Genomic DNA, 16,411 nt, shown 5'->3' on the forward strand with positions numbered 1-16,411 from the left:
TTATTCAGGCGTAAAATGGCGTAAATGTTGTACCGTGGCAAGCCAGGCTGCCACCCAGCCAATCATCGAACACACCAGCAGCAAAAGCAGGCATTCATCGAAAGATAAGCCATTGATATCAAACTTAGTTCCGAAAACCTGCGCAACTTCCGCCACCGCTGACGACAAACGCAGTACCAGAATTTCTGACAAAATTAATGACAGCAATGCGCCAGAAAATCCCAGCAGTGCACCGCCGTACAGGAACGGGCGAAGGATGAAACCATCCGTCGCACCAATCAGTTTCTGCACGTTGATGGAGTCACGGCGAGCAAATATGCTCAGACGTACGCTGTTGCCGATGACGAGGAACACGGCCGCCACCATCAATACGCCGATCATCGCTGAAACGCGCCCGACCAGCCCGGTCAACGCCGCCAGACGAGCAAACCAGCTGTCATCCATCCGAACTTCGTCAATGCCGTTAATCTGAGTGATTCGATCGCGCAGCGTATTCAGTGACTCCGTCCCCTGGAAATCGAGTTTTGGGATCACCACCGCCACTGCCGGAAGCGGATTTTCTTCCAGCATGTCCAGCGCACCGCCAAAGCCAGACCAGTTACGGAACTCGCCCAGTGCGTCTTCACGAGAAAGATAGTTCACTTTCTCCACGCCCTGCTCGGCCTGTAGCTGCGCCACCACGCCCGCAGCGGCGTCATCATCCAGCGTTTTTTGCAAGTAAACGGTAATTTGCGGTGACGGATAATACTGCGTCGCCGCCTGGTTAACGTTTTTTGTACACCATATAACAGACGCTTGGCAGCGTCAGCGAGATGGCGATGACCATCACGGTTAAAAACGTGGCGAACGGTTTGCTTTTCAGATCCTGCAAAGCGCCGTGGAACGCATAGCGCACCTGTTCGTTGAAAACGTTGGTTTTGCGATTTGCCGGTTTTGGCGAGGACTTCGCGCGTTTCGGCGCGTTACGCCCACCGTCGCCAGAGCCGCCAGCCGTTTTACGGAAGCGATCAAGACGCCCGCCAAACTGCCGGATATGATTGATTGCATCGCGCTTATTCATGGCCCACGCCTCCATGCAAGTGACCATCGCTCAGGGTGAGCATGCGATAGGAACGTCGTGAAATCAGGTTGATGTCGTGTGTTGCCATCAATACTGTTACCCCAACGCGATTAAACTCTTCAAACAGACGTAAAATCCCTTCTGACAGCGCATCATCCAGGTTACCGGTCGGTTCGTCCGCCAGCAGTACCGCAGGTTTGTTCACCACCGCGCGGGCAATACCAACGCGCTGCTGTTCACCGCCAGAAAGCTGTATTGGAAAGTTTTTCGCTTTGTCCAGTAGCCCGACTTTGTCCAGCGCCGCCGATACACGGCGACGAATATCGTCACCGCTGGCACCGGCGATAATCAACGGGATCGCCACGTTATCATAGACAGTACGGTCCATCAGTAGATGGTGATCCTGGAAAATCATGCCGATCTGGCGGCGCAGAAACGGAACTTCACGGTTTTTCAGACGCGTGATGTCATGGCCGCTAAACCAGATTTTCCCGGCGCTTGGCCGCTCAATCCCACAGATCAGCTTCAGGAGGGTACTTTTCCCTGCACCGGAATGACCGGTCAGAAACGCCATCTCACCCGGCTGCATATGAAACGTAACGCCCTGCAGCGCCTGTCTCCCACCGAGATAAGCCTTGCTGACATGTTCAAAGCGAATCATTGTTAATCCTCTCGGGCAAAAAGTGCCTCTATAAAGTCGTCCGCTTTAAACGGACGCAAATCCTCAATACGTTCGCCGACACCAATATAGCGGATAGGAATACCAAACTGGTCAGCCACCGAGAAAATTACCCCGCCTTTCGCCGTGCCGTCCAGTTTCGTTAACGTGATGCCGGTTAAGCCAACCGCTTCGTGGAACAGTTTGGCCTGGCTTACCGCATTCTGCCCGGTGCTGGCGTCGATAGTCAGCATAACTTCATGCGGGGCTTCAACGTCGAGTTTCTTCATCACGCGGACGATTTTCTTCAGCTCTTCCATCAGGTGCGATTTGTTCTGCAGGCGTCCGGCGGTATCGGCAATCAGAACGTCAACATTACGCGCCTTCGCAGCCTGAATGGCGTCGAAGATAACAGAGGCGGAATCCGCACCTGTATGCTGGGCAATCACCGGGATATTGTTGCGCTGACCCCAGACCTGAAGCTGCTCAACGGCTGCCGCACGGAAAGTATCGCCCGCCGCCAGCATCACCGATTTACCTTGCTGTTCAAACTGACGCGCCAGCTTACCAATCGTCGTGGTTTTACCCACACCGTTGACGCCCACCATCAGGATCACAAACGGCGCTTTGCCTTCGACGTTCAGTGGTTCATCGACTTTCGCCAGAATCTCGCCCATCTCTTCTTTCAGCAGGCCATAGAGCGCCTCGGCGTCACGAAGCTGCTTGCGGGATGCGCCTTCCGTCAGATTGGTGATGATTTTACGCGTGGTTTCCACACCCACATCGGCGATCAAAAGCTGCTCTTCCAGCTCCTCAAACAGATCATCGTTCGATTTTTTTACCGCGGAACAGGCTGATAAATCCGGAACCGAGATTTTCTTTGGTTTTTAACAGGCTGCGTTTCAGGCGCGCGAAGAAACCTTCTTTGGTCGGTTTTTCTTGCTCCTGGGCAATTTCTTCAACTGGCTGCTCTTCTTCTGCCGGAGGAACTACCATCACCGCCTCTTCTGCCGCTTCGGCAGCCAGCGCCTGTGCTTCCAGCTCTTCGTCGGTGATTTCTTCTTTAGCCGCTTCTTCTTGCGCCGCTTCGACAATCTCCACGGTTTCCGCTTCTGCCTGCCACTCTTCTGGCGAAACCTCTTCGGCGTTGACGTCTTCCGGCAATGGCAGCTCTTCACGCTCGATAGCCACTGGCTCCGGCGTGACTTCAGGTTCAACTACCGGTGCTGGCGATTCTTCCACTACGGGTTCTGGCTGCGCACTGACTTCCGCTTCGATAACAGCTTCAGGCAGCACTTTCTCGCTTTCGGCAACCTGTTCAGTCACTTCCACCACTTCGGCAGCAAAAGTTTCCGCCTCGGCTTCAGTATGGGCCTGCGGCAACGCCTCAACAGGTTGTTCAGCAACCTTCGCAGGCTCTTCTGCCTGGACAGTTTCTTCTACAACCGATTGATCATTTTGGACTTCTGTCTCTTTTTCCGGGGTCTGCTCTTTTTGACCAAAGCCCAGCCAGGAAAAAAAGCCACGTTTTTTTTTTCTTTCGCCATCTGCGACTACACTCCTCGCTGTTGCTTCATGGCACAGCGTTAACGCTATGTACATAGCAGCTAAAAAAATGATGAAATAGTCTATCACTTAACTGAATACACATCACCGCCTGCAATTATGTGTTATCTGGCGGATTGAGCAATCTATCATGAAAAAACCGAATCATTCCGGTAGCGGCCAAATCCGCATTATTGGCGGGCAGTGGCGAGGCCGTAAACTCCCGGTTCCGGACAGCCCAGGCCTGCGCCCCACCACCGATCGCGTGCGCGAAACGTTATTTAACTGGCTGGCTCCGGTTATCGTCGATGCGCAATGTCTGGATTGCTTCGCCGGTAGCGGCGCGCTGGGGCTGGAAGCCTTGTCTCGCTACGCTGCGGGCGCCACGCTGATTGAGATGGATCGTGCGGTGCATCAGCAATTAATCAAGAATCTGGCAACCCTGAAAGCAGATAATGCGCGGGTGGTTAACAGCAATGCAATGTCATTCCTGGCGCAAAAAGGCACGCCGCATAATATCGTGTTTGTCGATCCGCCATTCCGCCGAGGCTTGTTGGAAGAAACCATTAATTTACTGGAAGACAACGGCTGGCTGGCTGACGAAGCCTGGATATATGTCGAGAGTGAAGTCGAAAACGGTCTGCCTACTGTTCCGGCAAACTGGTCGTTATATCGGGAAAAAGTGGCGGGGCAGGTGGCTTATCGGTTGTATCAGCGTGAAACACAAGGAGAAAGTGATGCTGATTAATATTGGACGTTTGTTAATGCTTTGCGTATGGGGATTTTTAATCCTCAATCTTGTTCAGCCATTTCCGCGACCGCTGAATATTTTCGTTAACGTGGCGCTGATTTTTACCGTGCTGATGCATGGTATGCAGCTGGCGCTATTGAAATCCACTTTGCCGAAGGATGGTCCGCAGCTAAGCAGTGCCGAAAAGGTGCGTATTTTCCTTTTCGGCGTGTTTGAACTGCTGGCCTGGCAGAAGAAATTTAAAGTTAAAAAATAATCTTATTGTTCGCCAACAAAGCTGACAAAACGCGTGCCTTTATAGCTCAGCGTACCTTTATCGCCCACTGTCAGGGCGTGGTACTGCTGGGCGTCGAGGCGGAACGTCTGCTCCAGTCCACCGCTTTGCGGTTTGAAGCTTGCCTCATAGCGCATACTGGTGCCAGCCGGAGTCACTTCCTGCTGGCGCGAACGGCGATCGTTAATTGGTTTTTCCCGCTTGTTACTCACCACCACCAGCTTTTGCTGGAGCGGTGCCATATCATTATCAACTTTTTCCCGCCGCTGCTGCATAAAGCGAAACGATGCAGCGACAACAATTAAGCCAATGATAACAATAAAGAAAAGAGGTGGTTTACTCATCTTTGTACCTTATCGGAAAATGCGGAAATAAGCATACCCTGCCCGTTATGGTGTTGTCATCTGTCCGCCCTCGCCACTAAACTGAATAGCAAGACTGTAGGCATTCCGCTTACTAAATAATAACGAATTCAAGGAACTAAGATGCTTTGGTCGTTTATCGCTGTCTGTCTTTCCGCATGGCTATCTGTGGATGCCTCCTATCGTGGTTCAACCTGGCAACGCTGGGTGTTTAAACCGTTAACTCTTCTTCTCCTGCTATTACTGGCCTGGCAAGCTCCGATGTTCGACGCCATTAGCTATCTGGTACTGGCGGGGCTATGTGCGTCGCTGCTGGGCGATGCGCTAACGCTATTACCACGTCAGCGTCTGATGTACGCCATTGGCGCATTTTTCCTCTCTCACCTGCTGTACACCATCTATTTCGCCAGCCAGATGACGCTCTCTTTCTTCTGGCCATTGCCGCTGGTGTTGCTGGTACTGGGCGCACTGTTGCTGGCCATTATCTGGACGCGCCTGGAAGAGTTACGTTGGCCCATTTGTACCTTTGTCGGTATGACGCTGGTGATGGTGTGGCTGGCAGGTGAACTGTGGTTCTTCCGTCCGACCGCTCCGGCGCTCTCTGCGTTTGTCGGCGCTTCGTTACTGTTTATCAGCAACTTTGTCTGGCTGGGTAGCCACTATCGCCGCCGCTTCCGGGCCGATAACGCGATTGCTGCTGCCTGCTACTTTGCCGGTCACTTCCTCATCGTCCGCTCGCTGTATCTCTGATAAAACTTGACTCTGGAGTCGACTCCAGAGTGTATCCTTCGGTTAATGAGAAAAAAACTTAACCGGAGGATGCCATGTCGACTCCTGACAATCTCGGCAAGAAAGCCCCTCAATTTGCTGCGTTCAAACCGCTAACACCGGTAAAGAACGCCAACGACTGTTGCTGCGACGGCGCATGTTCCAGTACGCCAACACTCTCCGAAAACATCTCCGGCAACCGCTATAGCTGGAAAGTCAGCGGCATGGACTGTGCCGCTTGTGCGCGCAAGGTAGAAAATGCCGTGCGCCAGCTTGCAGGCGTGAATCAGGTGCAGGTGTTGTTTGCCACCGAGAAGCTGGTGGTTGATGCCGACAATGACATCCGCGCACAAGTTGAATCTGCGGTGCAAAAAGCAGGCTATTCCCTGCGCGATGAACAGACCACCGACGAACCACAAGAATCACGCCTGAAAGAGAATCTGCCGCTGATTACGCTTATCGTGATGATGGCAATCAGTTGGGGACTGGAGCAGTTCAATCATCCGTTTGGTCAACTGGCGTTTATCGCGACCACGCTGGTTGGGCTGTACCCAATTGCTCGTCAGGCATTACGGCTGATCAAATCCGGCAGTTACTTTGCTATTGAAACGTTAATGAGCGTAGCCGCCATTGGTGCGCTGTTTATTGGCGCAACGGCTGAAGCTGCGATGGTGTTGCTGCTGTTTTTGATTGGTGAACGACTGGAAGGCTGGGCCGCCAGCCGCGCACGTCAAGGGGTCAGCGCGTTAATGGCGCTGAAACCAGAAACCGCCACGCGCCTGCGTAACGGTGAGCGGGAAGAGGTGGCAATAAACAGCCTGCGGCCTGGCGATGTGATTGAAGTTGCGGCAGGTGGGCGTTTGCCTGCCGACGGTAAACTGCTCTCACCGTTTGCCAGTTTTGATGAAAGCGCCCTGACCGGCGAATCCATTCCGGTGGAGCGCGCGACGGGCGATAAAGTTCCTGCAGGCGCCACCAGCGTAGACCGTCTGGTAACGCTGGAAGTGCTGTCAGAACCGGGTGCCAGCGCCATTGACCGGATTCTGAAACTGATCGAAGAAGCCGAAGAGCGTCGCCGCCCCCATTGAGCGGTTTATCGACCGTTTCAGCCGTATCTATACGCCCGCGATTATGGCCGTCGCTCTGCTGGTGACGCTGGTGCCACCACTGCTGTTTGCCGCCAGCTGGCAGGAGTGGATTTATAAAGGGCTGACTCTGCTACTGATTGGTTGCCCGTGTGCGTTAGTTATCTCCACGCCCGCGGCGATTACCTCCGGGCTGGCGGCGGCGGCACGTCGTGGGGCATTGATTAAAGGTGGCGCGGCACTGGAACAGCTAGGTCGCGTTACCCAGGTGGCGTTTGATAAAACCGGAACGCTGACCGTCGGGAAACCACGCGTTACCGCCATCCATCCGGCAACAGGTATTAGCGAATCTGAACTGCTGACACTGGCAGCGGCGGTCGAGCAAGGCGCAACGCATCCACTTGCGCAAGCCATAGTTCGTGAAGCGCAGGTCGCTACACTCGCCATTCCCGCCGCCGAGTCACAGCGGGCGCTGGTCGGGTCAGGTATTGAAGCGCAGGTTAACGGTGAGCGCGTATTGATTTGCGCTGCCGGAAAACATCCTGCTGATGCATTCGCCGGTTTGATTAATGAACTGGAAAGCGCCGGGCAAACGGTAGTGCTGGTGGTACGTAACGATGACGTACTTGGTGTCATTGCATTGCAGGACACCCTGCGCGCCGATGCCGCAACTGCTATCAATGAACTGAACGCGCTGGGCGTCAAAGGGGTGATCCTTACTGGCGATAATCCACGCGCAGCGGCGGCAATCGCCGGGGAACTGGGGCTGGAATTTAAAGCGGGCCTATTGCCGGAAGATAAAGTCAAAGCGGTGACCGAGCTGAATCAACATGCGCCGCTGGCGATGGTCGGTGACGGTATTAACGACGCGCCAGCGATGAAAGCCGCCGCCATCGGGATTGCAATGGGCAGCGGCACAGACGTGGCGCTGGAAACCGCAGATGCAGCATTAACCCATAACCACCTGCGCGGCCTGGTGCAGATGATTGAGCTGGCACGCGCCACTCACGCCAATATCCGCCAGAACATCACTATTGCGCTGGGGCTGAAAGGGATCTTCCTCGTCACGACGCTGTTAGGGATGACCGGCCTGTGGCTGGCGGTGCTGGCAGATACGGGGGCGACGGTGCTGGTAACGGCGAATGCATTAAGGTTGTTGCGCAGGAGATAAAGGTGTTGCCTGATAGCCTCTGGCTATCAGGCTTAGTGCTGAGGCGGGAACGGCGGCATGGTCAGGAAAGCGTAATATAGCGCTAACATCAGAATGACGGAGATAACACTGAATGCTGCAACCAGACGGGATGCTAATGATGGCCTTTTGAACATCAACCACAGGGCATAAGCAAGCCCGACACCGTTAAGTAAAGGTAAAAATATCATTAGCCAGAGCCAACCCCAGGCAAGTACCCCCAGCCATCCCCCCATGATGATAAAAACAGGCATCAGCCAATTGGGGGCGAATATCGCCAGCAATCCCAGACAAACTGGAATTAAATAATCCATTTGTGCATTCCATTACACTTGCGTGCCGGATGCGGCGTGAACGCCTTATCTGGCCTACACAGAGCATCGAACTCGTAGGCATGATAAGACGCGGCAGCGTCGCATCAGGCATTGTGCACCGTATCGCAGATGCAGCTTGAACGCTTTATCCGTCCTGCAAACCGGTTGCAAGCCGCAACATTGAGCACGTTCGGTCCCCTCGCCCCTCTGGGGAGAAGGTTAGGGTGAGAGGAAAAAGGCGGCATCGAAGCCCGTCTGCCCCTATCAACCGCCTTTACGAATCAAATAACGATAAGGCAAGCCATCCGTCTCTTTAGCAACCAGTTCGTGTTCCATAAAGGTACAAAACCCAGGAATATCGCGAGTCGTCGCCGGATCATCGGCGATAATCAGTAACGTTTCGCCAGGCTGCATATTGCGCACGGTTTTGCGCACCATCATCACCGGTTCCGGGCAGCGCAGGCCAAGCGCGTCGAGTGTGTGGTCAGGGCTGGAAAAGAGATCGGTCATTTTCTTCTCATCACATAAAAAAACGGCGCTAGTTTACGCTCTGTATGTCCGTTAGCAAACCAGGTTAACGATTGCGTGAAAATTAGCCATTGCATTGTCAACGTAAAGCAGTATCATGCGGCGGCTCGAAAAAAGGGTAAGAACGTTATTTAATCAAGGTAAAATAGCGTGTCGTACGTATTGGGTTCCCTCACCCCAATGGTTAATCAAAAAGGTAAAATATGAACGTTTCAACACAACCACTGCGCTACAAGGCGTTGTTCTGGTTATCGTTATTTCATCTGCTGGTGATCACCTCCAGTAACTATCTGGTTCAGCTTCCCGTCTCCATTTTTGGTTTTCACACCACCTGGGGCGCGTTTAGCTTTCCGTTTATTTTTCTTGCTACCGACCTGACCGTGCGTATTTTTGGCGCACCGCTGGCCCGTCGTATCATCTTTGCGGTGATGATCCCGGCGTTATTGATCTCCTATGTCATCTCGTCGCTGTTCTATATGGGTTCATGGCAGGGATTCGGTGCTCTCGCCCACTTCAACCTGTTTGTCGCTCGTATCGCTACTGCCAGCTTTATGGCCTACGCGCTGGGGCAGATCCTCGACGTGCATGTCTTTAACCGCCTGCGTCAGAGTCGTCGCTGGTGGCTGGCGCCGACGGCGTCCACGCTGTTTGGTAACGTCAGTGACACACTGGCCTTCTTCTTCATTGCTTTCTGGCGGAGTCCGGATGCCTTTATGGCCGAACACTGGATGGAAATCGCGCTGGTTGATTACTGTTTCAAAGTGTTAATCAGCATCGTTTTTTTCCTGCCAATGTATGGCGTATTACTCAATATGCTATTGAAAAGACTGGCAGATAAATCCGAAATCAACGCTTTGCAGGCCAGTTAAAGGTTCGTTATCAGACTTGTGATAAGATGGATGAATGAGCCGTTATGGCCGTTTATCGAAAGGAAGATGTCAATGCGCAATCTGGTTAAATATGTCGGAATTGGCCTGCTGGTTATGGGGCTTGCGGCCTGTGATGATAAAGACACTAACACTACAGCGGAAGGTACAGTCGCGGAAAGTAACGCTACCGCGAATCCCGTCAACCTGCTTGATGGCAAGTTAAGCTTCTCGCTGCCAGCGGATATGACCGACCAGAGCGGTAAGCTGGGAACACAGGCCAATAACATGCACGTCTGGTCCGACGCCACCGGGCAGAAAGCGGTGATTGTTATTATGGGCGATGATCCGAAAGAAGACCTGGCTGTGCTGGCGAAGCGTCTGGAAGATCAGCAACGTAGCCGCGATCCACAGCTGCAAGTGGTGACCAACAAAGCCATTGAGCTGAAAGGTCACAAAATGCAGCAGTTAGACAGCGTTATCTCTGCTAAAGGCCAGACGGCGTACTCTTCCGTCATTCTGGGTAACGTGGGCAACCAACTGCTGACCATGCAAATCACACTGCCTGCTGACGATCAGCAAAAAGCGCAGACCACCGCAGAAAACATCATTAACACGCTGGTTATTCAGTAAGTTTTAAGATGACGAAACGGCCTCAGGTGCTTCCACCGGAGGCCGTTTTTTTAATCGCCACGTCAGCAATAACGCGATTGCGACCAGCCCCGCCGCCGCCAGATAAATCACCGGTACGCCCGCCCAACTCATCACCAGCCCTGCCAGTGGTCCGGTCACGCCAAGCGATAAATCCATAAATACGGTGTAGGTTGCCAGCGCCGCCCCCTGATTCTGCTGCGGCACCGCTTTGACCGCCACTACGCCCAATGCCGGGAACACCAGCGAAAAGCCCGCCCCCGCCAGTAAGACGCCGATTTTCGCCATCCACGGCATAGTCGCCACGCCAACCAGCAGCAGGCCGATTATCTCAACGCTAAAACAGAGCATCGCCACGTTTAAGCCACCCATGCGGTTTATGCCGTTAGGGAATAACAATCGCGTTCCAACAAACGCACAGCTAAACAACGTCAGCGCGAAGGCCGCACCGTCCCAGCCTTTAGCGTCATAAAACAGCGTGATAAAGGTGGCGATAACGCCAAACCCGGCGGAAGCCAACGCCAGCGCCATACCGTACAGCCAGACGCGCCCAAGTACCGCGCGAAACGGCAGAGGTTTGCCTTTACTGGCTTTCACCGTCGGACGCGGTATTGCCAACAAAATAGCCACCAGCGCCACGCCCATAATAATTAATGCTAACGCCTGCAAACCGCCCCAGTGATAAAACACCACACCTAACGGCGCGCCCATCGCCATCGCCCCGTAAGTGACAATGCCATTCCACGAAATCACTCGTCCGATATGCAACGAACCGACCACGCCAACGCCCCACAGTGTCGACCCCGTTCCGGCAAAACTTTGCCCAATCCCAAGAATCACGCGCCCCAGGCAAAGTAATAACAGGCTGATAATTGGCAGACTGGCGGTTAACCCAGCCACCAGATAACCCAGCCCGCTCAAAAAGCAGCCGCACAAACCGAAGACGACAATCTTTTTTGGCCCCAGCAAATCAGCATAACGCCCGGCATGAGGACGACTCAGCAAGGTGGCGAAATATTGCAGACTGATAACCAACCCCGCCCAGAAGGCGCTAAAGCCCATCACATCATGGACATAGCCCGGTAGCACGGCGAGCGGTAACCCAATGGTCAGATAGCTGGCGAAGTTAAACATGACAATGGAGACAATGCGCAAATTCAGACGCATTCCGTTAAGCGCCAGTTCGGCAACAGGTACGGGCATGAGAAGCACCACATTTTTACAACAGTGTTTCATTTTTACCACGTGGTGGCGTGTAAATCAGCAAGAAGAATCAGAATATTGCTGGCGTGACTCCCGCTACACTTAATACAAAAAGTCATAAGGAAGCCCCAATGGAAACATCTCAATCCGATAAAACGGGTATGCACATTCTACTCAAGCTGGCTTCACTGGTAGTAATCCTCGCAGGTATTCACGCAGCGGCAGACATCATTGTGCAATTGTTACTGGCGCTGTTTTTCGCCATCGTCCTCAATCCACTGGTGACCTGGTTTATTCGTCGCGGAGTTCAGCGTCCCGTTGCCATTACGATTGTGGTCGTAGTGATGTTGATTGCGCTTACTGCGCTGGTCGGTGTGCTGGCGGCATCGTTTAACGAATTCATCTCTATGCTGCCGAAGTTTAATAAGGAGCTGACGCGCAAGCTTTTTAAATTGCAGGAGATGCTGCCTTTTCTTAATTTGCATATGTCGCCGGAACGAATGTTGCAGCGGATGGATTCAGAAAAAGTGGTTACCTTCACCACCGCTTTAATGACCGGGCTTTCCGGGGCCATGGCGAGCGTACTTCTGCTGGTGATGACCGTTGTTTTTATGCTGTTTGAAGTACGCCACGTCCCTTACAAAATGCGCTTTGCGTTGAATAACCCACAGATTCACATCGCTGGATTACACCGCGCATTAAAAGGCGTTTCGCATTATCTGGCATTAAAAACGCTGCTAAGTTTATGGACGGGCGTTATCGTCTGGCTGGGGTTGGCGCTGATGGGCGTGCAGTTTGCGCTGATGTGGGCGGTACTGGCGTTTTTACTCAACTACGTCCCCAATATCGGCGCGGTAATTTCCGCCGTACCGCCAATGATTCAAGTGCTGCTGTTTAATGGTGTTTACGAATGTATTCTGGTCGGCGCATTGTTTTTAGTTGTCCATATGGTCATCGGCAATATTTTAGAACCACGGATGATGGGCCATCGTCTGGGGATGTCCACCATGGTGGTATTTCTTTCGTTGTTGGTTTGGGGATGGCTGCTCGGTCCGGTAGGAATGCTACTCTCGGTGCCATTAACCAGCGTCTGTAAAATCTGGATGGAAACCACTAAAGGCGGTAGCAAACTGGCGATTTTACTGGGGCCTGGCAGACCGAAAAGTCGGTTACCGGGGTAATAGCGCACCCTGATCAGACAATGGCCACCGTTTATCTAACGGTGGCCATTTGATTCGAGAAAATGATGCAATATTATTCAGAAAATTAATTTCTAAAAACCACTCCTTAAGTCAAATATATATAAACACCGAATAATCATTAAATTCCCATCCCAGAGAACGCACTGATTATATTGTGTTATTTTTATTGCCTCATTTTTCTCACTCACTTATAGTTGGTCCCCGCTGGCAGTAATTTAGTCATCTCAAAATGATTTGTTCTGATGTGCACTTACTGACTTATCTCATAAGTAAATTTTTCGCTAAATAAAGAATATAGTGATACCAGCAATTACAGTTAAATCCTGCTTTACTCGTAAAAACAATACTTTAATGGGGTTATAATGAAACACTACATGAAATGGTTTGCTGCTATTGCTGTTGTGGGCGCTTTAGCGGGTTGTGCGCGTACTGCGCCAATTGATCAAGTTCACTCAACCGTCAGCGCCGGTCATACTCAGGATCAAGTTAAAAAAGCGATTCTGAAAGCTGGCGTTGAACGCAAATGGATTATGTCCGAAGCCGGACAAGGTGTAATTAAAGCACGTCAACAATCACGCGATCATTCAGCAGAAATTCGCATTAACTACACGGCATCCAGCTACGATATCAATTATGAAAATAGTCAGAACCTGCAAGCATCAGGCGGACAAATTCATAAAAACTATAATCGCTGGGTCCGCAATCTCGACAAAGATATTCAACTGAATTTGTCGGCTGGCGCAGATTTGTAATTTCCCCTAAAGTCGGGCCGCTTCGGTCCGATAATAATTTAATTCCCTCTTAACAGGTTGTGCCCAACATGTACGAACAGGATTCTCTTAGCGCACTGGATGCGATTACCGAAGCTCAACGCATTGCCTTTGCCCCCATGCTTTTTCAAACAGCTCTCTGCCTGCGTAATGCGGGTGTACTTTCTTATCTGGATCGGCAAGGCAAACATGGCGCAACGCTGGCTGATATCACCGAAAATAGTCATATCAACGAATATGCTGCCAGCGTTCTGTTAGATATGGGCTTAAGCGGGCGAATTATTACCTGCAAAGAGGGAATTTATTACCTGGCGAAAATCGGTCATTACCTCCTGCATGACACCATGACGCGCGTGAATATGGATTTCACCCAGGATGTCTGTTATCAGGGGCTATTCTTCCTCGCCGATTCACTCAATGAAGGCAAACCTTCCGGGTTAAAAGTATTTGGCGACTGGCCGACGATATATCCGGCACTTTCACAATTACCTGACGCCGCCCGTGAAAGCTGGTTCGCGTTTGATCATTACTATTCAGATGGCGCATTTAACGCCGCACTGCCTTATGTATTCGCCAACAACCCCACAACCTTGTACGATGTAGGCGGCAATACCGGTAAGTGGGCTTTGCGCTGCTGTAAATACAACGAAAACATCACCGTTACGTTATTAGATCTGCCACAACAAATCGTGCTCGCCAAAGAAAATATCGCGAATGCAGGCTTTTCTGATCGTATAGATTTCCATGCTGTGGATATGCTAAGCGATGCGCCGTTACCGGGCGAGGCTGATATCTGGTGGATGAGTCAATTTTTAGACTGTTTTTCACCCGAACAAATAATTAGCATACTCAGCAAAGTTGCCAGCGTAATGAAGCCCGGCGCAAAACTTTGCATTATGGAGTTGTTCTGGGATGCGCAGCGGTTTGAAGCGGCATCGTTTAGCCTGAATGCCTCCTCACTTTATTTCACCTGCATGGCAAACGGTAACAGCCGTTTCTATAGCGCAGAGAAATTTTACGACTATCTGAATAAAGCAGGATTTCAGGTAGCAGAGCGCCACGATAATTTAGGCGTTGGGCATACATTATTGATATGCCAAAAGAAATAATCGTCACTTAATAATTTTGGTTTACCGCGGGCGCGCGTTGATGAAATTTACATTAAATATTACCGACTGGAAGGCACTGGCGCCTGGACTTAGCGAAGCCCAGCAATGGCAAGCATGGTCGCGCCAGCCGTGGGCGGTTGACCCTGCGGCACCGTTGGCAAAATTATGCGAATTGCCAATGATGACCGCCCGCCGTCTCAGTTCTGGCAGCAAACTGGCCGTGGAGTGCGGTCTGGCAATGCTACGCCGCCATCAGCCAGGCGCTGTTTTGTATACCAGTCGTCATGGCGAACTGGAACGCAATTACCGCATTGTTCATGCACTGGCAACCGAACAGGCACTCTCTCCGACAGACTTCGCGCTCTCCGTACACAACTCTTCCGTGGGTAACCTGACCATTGCGGCCAAACAACCGATCGTTTCGTCATCGCTTTCGGCTGGTCGCGACAGTTTCCAGCAAGGTTTATGTGAAGTGCTTAGCCTGTTACAAGCGGGATACCAGCGCGTGTTGATGGTCGATTTTGATGGCTTTCTGCCTGAGTTCTATCACCCACAACTGCCAGCAGAAATGCCGACCTGTCCGTACGCCGTCGCGCTGGTGATTGAAGCTGGCGATGACTGGCAATGTGAAACACAGCCAGTCATTGCGGGCAATGAAACATCACTGCCGCAAAGCATGTTGTTTTTACAGCACTTTTTACAAAACGTTGATAAATTTTCACTGCCTGGCGAGCGCGTGCAATGGCGCTGGAGCCGCAGATGAGTAAGCTGATGTCGCGCCTTGAGTGGACATGGCGACTGGTTATGACCGGGTTGTGTTTTGCCCTGTTTGGCCTCGGCGGACTACTGCTCTCTGTAGTGTGGTTTAACGTATTGTTGGTTTTGGTGTGGGATACTTCCCGCCGCCGTCGTTTGGCGCGTCGCAGCATTGCCGCCAGTTTTCGCCTGTTTTTAACAGTCGCAAAAGGGCTTGGCGTGCTGGATTATCGGATTAATGGGGCTGAAATCTTACGTCAGGAACGCGGTTGCCTCGTCGTAGCCAATCATCCCACGCTAATCGATTACGTACTGCTGGCGTCAGTCATGCCAGAAACTGACTGCCTGGTGAAAAGCGCGCTGTTAAAAAATCCTTTTCTTGGCGGCGTCGTGCGGGCGGCAGATTATTTAATCAACAGCGAAGCTGAAACCCTGTTACCCCGCTGCCAACAGAGACTGGCACAGGGTGACACTATCCTGATTTTCCCCGAAGGCACGCGAACGAAGCCCGGTGAAAAAATGACGTTGCAGCGCGGGGCGGCGAATATTGCCGTGCGCTGCGCCAGCGATTTACGCATCGTGACGATCGGCTGTAGCGAGCATCTGCTGGATAAACAAAGTAAATGGTATGACGTTCCGCCTGCCAGGCCGTTTTTTACGGTTGAAGTCCGTGCGCGGGTAGAAATCAATAAATTTTACGATGCAACTTCACAAGAACCGGCGCTGGCAGCAAGGCAGCTAAACCGGCATCTTTTGCTTCAATTACAACAAGGTTGTTTACCTCTCTCAGGAATAAATAATGCAAGCGCTTTATCTGGAAATTAAAAACCTCATCATCAGCACCCTCAATCTGGACGAGTTGACTCCTGATGATATCGATACCGATGCGCCGCTGTTCGGCGACGGTTTAGGGCTGGATTCCATCGATGCCCTGGAACTGGGGCTGGCAGTGAAAAATGAGTACGGCATCGTGCTCTCCGCGGAAAGTGAAGAGATGCGTCAGCACTTTTTCTCCGTCGCCACTCTGGCCTCTTTCATTGCTGCGCAACGCGCCTGAGGAAAGCCATCATGACACAACAACAAACCGTCTATCAGGAAGTCTCAGCCCTGCTGGTTAAGCTGTTTGAAATCGATCCGCAGGACATCAAACCTGAAGCGCGCCTGTACGAAGATCTGGAACTGGACAGCATCGACGCCGTTGACATGATTGTGCACCTGCAAAAGAAAACCGGTAAGAAAATCAAGCCGGAAGAGTTTAAAGCAGTGCGTACAGTCCAGGATGTCGTAGAGGCCGTAGAACGCCTGCTACAAGAAGCCTGA

At 51.9% G+C, this 16,411-nt stretch carries 17 protein-coding genes and 3 pseudogenes; 13 read left to right on the forward strand and 7 right to left on the reverse strand.

Annotated elements, in window-relative coordinates:
- From ftsX to ftsY, 3 genes and pseudogenes are all read right to left on the reverse strand, one after another.
- A pseudogene (ftsX, locus tag CRI63_RS10380) lies at window positions 1-1,060 on the reverse strand (permease-like cell division protein FtsX).
- On the reverse strand, window positions 1,053-1,721 hold the full coding sequence (gene ftsE / locus CRI63_RS10385) for a cell division ATP-binding protein FtsE (protein ID WP_000617723.1): 669 nt from the start codon (window positions 1,719-1,721) through the stop codon (window positions 1,053-1,055). The pseudogene ftsX and the gene ftsE overlap by 8 nt, the downstream one beginning before the upstream one ends.
- Before the next feature lie 2 nt (window positions 1,722-1,723).
- Window positions 1,724-3,302: pseudogene (gene ftsY / locus CRI63_RS10390) on the reverse strand (signal recognition particle-docking protein FtsY).
- A gap of 112 nt (window positions 3,303-3,414) precedes the next feature.
- Here ftsY and rsmD point away from each other — a divergent pair.
- Together rsmD and CRI63_RS10400 are read left to right on the forward strand one after the other, a co-directional pair.
- Entirely contained in the window at window positions 3,415-4,011 is a 597-nt protein-coding gene (gene rsmD, locus CRI63_RS10395) for a 16S rRNA (guanine(966)-N(2))-methyltransferase (RefSeq protein ID WP_130209084.1), read from the forward strand.
- Window positions 4,001-4,270: a DUF1145 family protein gene (locus tag CRI63_RS10400; protein WP_130217750.1), complete on the forward strand. Its 270-nt coding sequence runs from the start codon at window positions 4,001-4,003 to the stop codon at window positions 4,268-4,270. Before rsmD ends, CRI63_RS10400 begins: the two co-directional genes overlap by 11 nt.
- 2 nt (window positions 4,271-4,272) lie before the next feature.
- Here CRI63_RS10400 and CRI63_RS10405 read toward each other — a convergent pair whose 3' ends face one another.
- Entirely contained in the window at window positions 4,273-4,632 is a 360-nt protein-coding gene (locus CRI63_RS10405; protein ID WP_130258728.1) for a DUF2500 domain-containing protein, read from the reverse strand.
- Between the two features lie 141 nt (window positions 4,633-4,773).
- Between CRI63_RS10405 and CRI63_RS10410 the strand changes: the two genes are divergently transcribed.
- Window positions 4,774-5,400: a lysoplasmalogenase gene (locus CRI63_RS10410; protein WP_064527705.1), complete on the forward strand. Its 627-nt coding sequence runs from the start codon at window positions 4,774-4,776 to the stop codon at window positions 5,398-5,400.
- 74 nt (window positions 5,401-5,474) lie between these two features.
- Window positions 5,475-7,674: pseudogene (zntA, locus tag CRI63_RS10415) on the forward strand (Zn(II)/Cd(II)/Pb(II) translocating P-type ATPase ZntA).
- 32 nt (window positions 7,675-7,706) lie between these two features.
- On the opposite strand, the gene CRI63_RS10420 reads toward zntA, so the two are convergent.
- Both CRI63_RS10420 and tusA read right to left on the reverse strand, forming a co-directional pair.
- Window positions 7,707-8,006, reverse strand: coding sequence for a hypothetical protein (locus CRI63_RS10420; protein WP_135519450.1), 300 nt, complete (start codon window positions 8,004-8,006; stop codon window positions 7,707-7,709).
- 264 nt (window positions 8,007-8,270) lie between these two features.
- Window positions 8,271-8,516, reverse strand: a complete 246-nt coding sequence (gene tusA / locus CRI63_RS10425) for a sulfurtransferase TusA (RefSeq protein ID WP_000130621.1) — start codon at window positions 8,514-8,516, stop codon at window positions 8,271-8,273.
- A gap of 221 nt (window positions 8,517-8,737) precedes the next feature.
- On the opposite strand from tusA, the gene CRI63_RS10430 reads away from it, so the two are divergent.
- Both CRI63_RS10430 and dcrB read left to right on the forward strand, forming a co-directional pair.
- Window positions 8,738-9,403: a 7-cyano-7-deazaguanine/7-aminomethyl-7-deazaguanine transporter gene (locus tag CRI63_RS10430; RefSeq protein ID WP_130221347.1), complete on the forward strand. Its 666-nt coding sequence runs from the start codon at window positions 8,738-8,740 to the stop codon at window positions 9,401-9,403.
- 72 nt (window positions 9,404-9,475) lie between these two features.
- Window positions 9,476-10,033 carry a phage sensitivity protein DcrB gene (gene dcrB, locus CRI63_RS10435; RefSeq protein ID WP_130221346.1) on the forward strand — a complete coding sequence of 186 codons (558 nt, stop codon included), beginning with the start codon at window positions 9,476-9,478 and terminating at the stop codon, window positions 10,031-10,033.
- Window positions 10,034-10,036: 3 nt separating this feature from the next.
- Here the strand turns inward: dcrB and CRI63_RS10440 are convergent, their stop codons facing one another.
- Window positions 10,037-11,287 carry an MFS transporter gene (locus tag CRI63_RS10440; protein ID WP_135519452.1) on the reverse strand — a complete coding sequence of 417 codons (1,251 nt, stop codon included), beginning with the start codon at window positions 11,285-11,287 and terminating at the stop codon, window positions 10,037-10,039.
- Between the two features lie 98 nt (window positions 11,288-11,385).
- Here CRI63_RS10440 and CRI63_RS10445 point away from each other — a divergent pair, with 98 nt between their 5' ends.
- From CRI63_RS10445 to CRI63_RS10475, 7 genes are all read left to right on the forward strand, one after another.
- Complete coding sequence (locus CRI63_RS10445; RefSeq protein ID WP_130221344.1) at window positions 11,386-12,435, forward strand: AI-2E family transporter; 1,050 nt, start codon at window positions 11,386-11,388, stop codon at window positions 12,433-12,435.
- Between the two features lie 395 nt (window positions 12,436-12,830).
- Window positions 12,831-13,208 carry a hypothetical protein gene (locus tag CRI63_RS10450; RefSeq protein ID WP_130209208.1) on the forward strand — a complete coding sequence of 126 codons (378 nt, stop codon included), beginning with the start codon at window positions 12,831-12,833 and terminating at the stop codon, window positions 13,206-13,208.
- 68 nt (window positions 13,209-13,276) lie between these two features.
- Complete coding sequence (locus CRI63_RS10455; protein ID WP_130235625.1) at window positions 13,277-14,335, forward strand: methyltransferase; 1,059 nt, start codon at window positions 13,277-13,279, stop codon at window positions 14,333-14,335.
- A 40-nt stretch (window positions 14,336-14,375) separates the two neighbouring features.
- Window positions 14,376-15,098, forward strand: coding sequence for a beta-ketoacyl synthase chain length factor (locus tag CRI63_RS10460; RefSeq protein WP_135519454.1), 723 nt, complete (start codon window positions 14,376-14,378; stop codon window positions 15,096-15,098).
- The gene (locus tag CRI63_RS10465; RefSeq protein ID WP_135488636.1) at window positions 15,095-15,916 is read left to right on the forward strand and encodes a lysophospholipid acyltransferase family protein; all 822 of its coding nucleotides are present in this window, start codon (window positions 15,095-15,097) and stop codon (window positions 15,914-15,916) included. Before CRI63_RS10460 ends, CRI63_RS10465 begins: the two co-directional genes overlap by 4 nt.
- Window positions 15,891-16,148 carry a phosphopantetheine-binding protein gene (locus CRI63_RS10470; RefSeq protein ID WP_001148684.1) on the forward strand — a complete coding sequence of 86 codons (258 nt, stop codon included), beginning with the start codon at window positions 15,891-15,893 and terminating at the stop codon, window positions 16,146-16,148. Before CRI63_RS10465 ends, CRI63_RS10470 begins: the two co-directional genes overlap by 26 nt.
- An 11-nt stretch (window positions 16,149-16,159) precedes the next feature.
- Complete coding sequence (locus tag CRI63_RS10475; RefSeq protein ID WP_135519455.1) at window positions 16,160-16,411, forward strand: acyl carrier protein; 252 nt, start codon at window positions 16,160-16,162, stop codon at window positions 16,409-16,411.

The sequence above is a fragment of the Escherichia sp. E2661 genome (assembly GCF_004745185.1).
Lineage (GTDB): Bacteria > Pseudomonadota > Gammaproteobacteria > Enterobacterales > Enterobacteriaceae > Escherichia.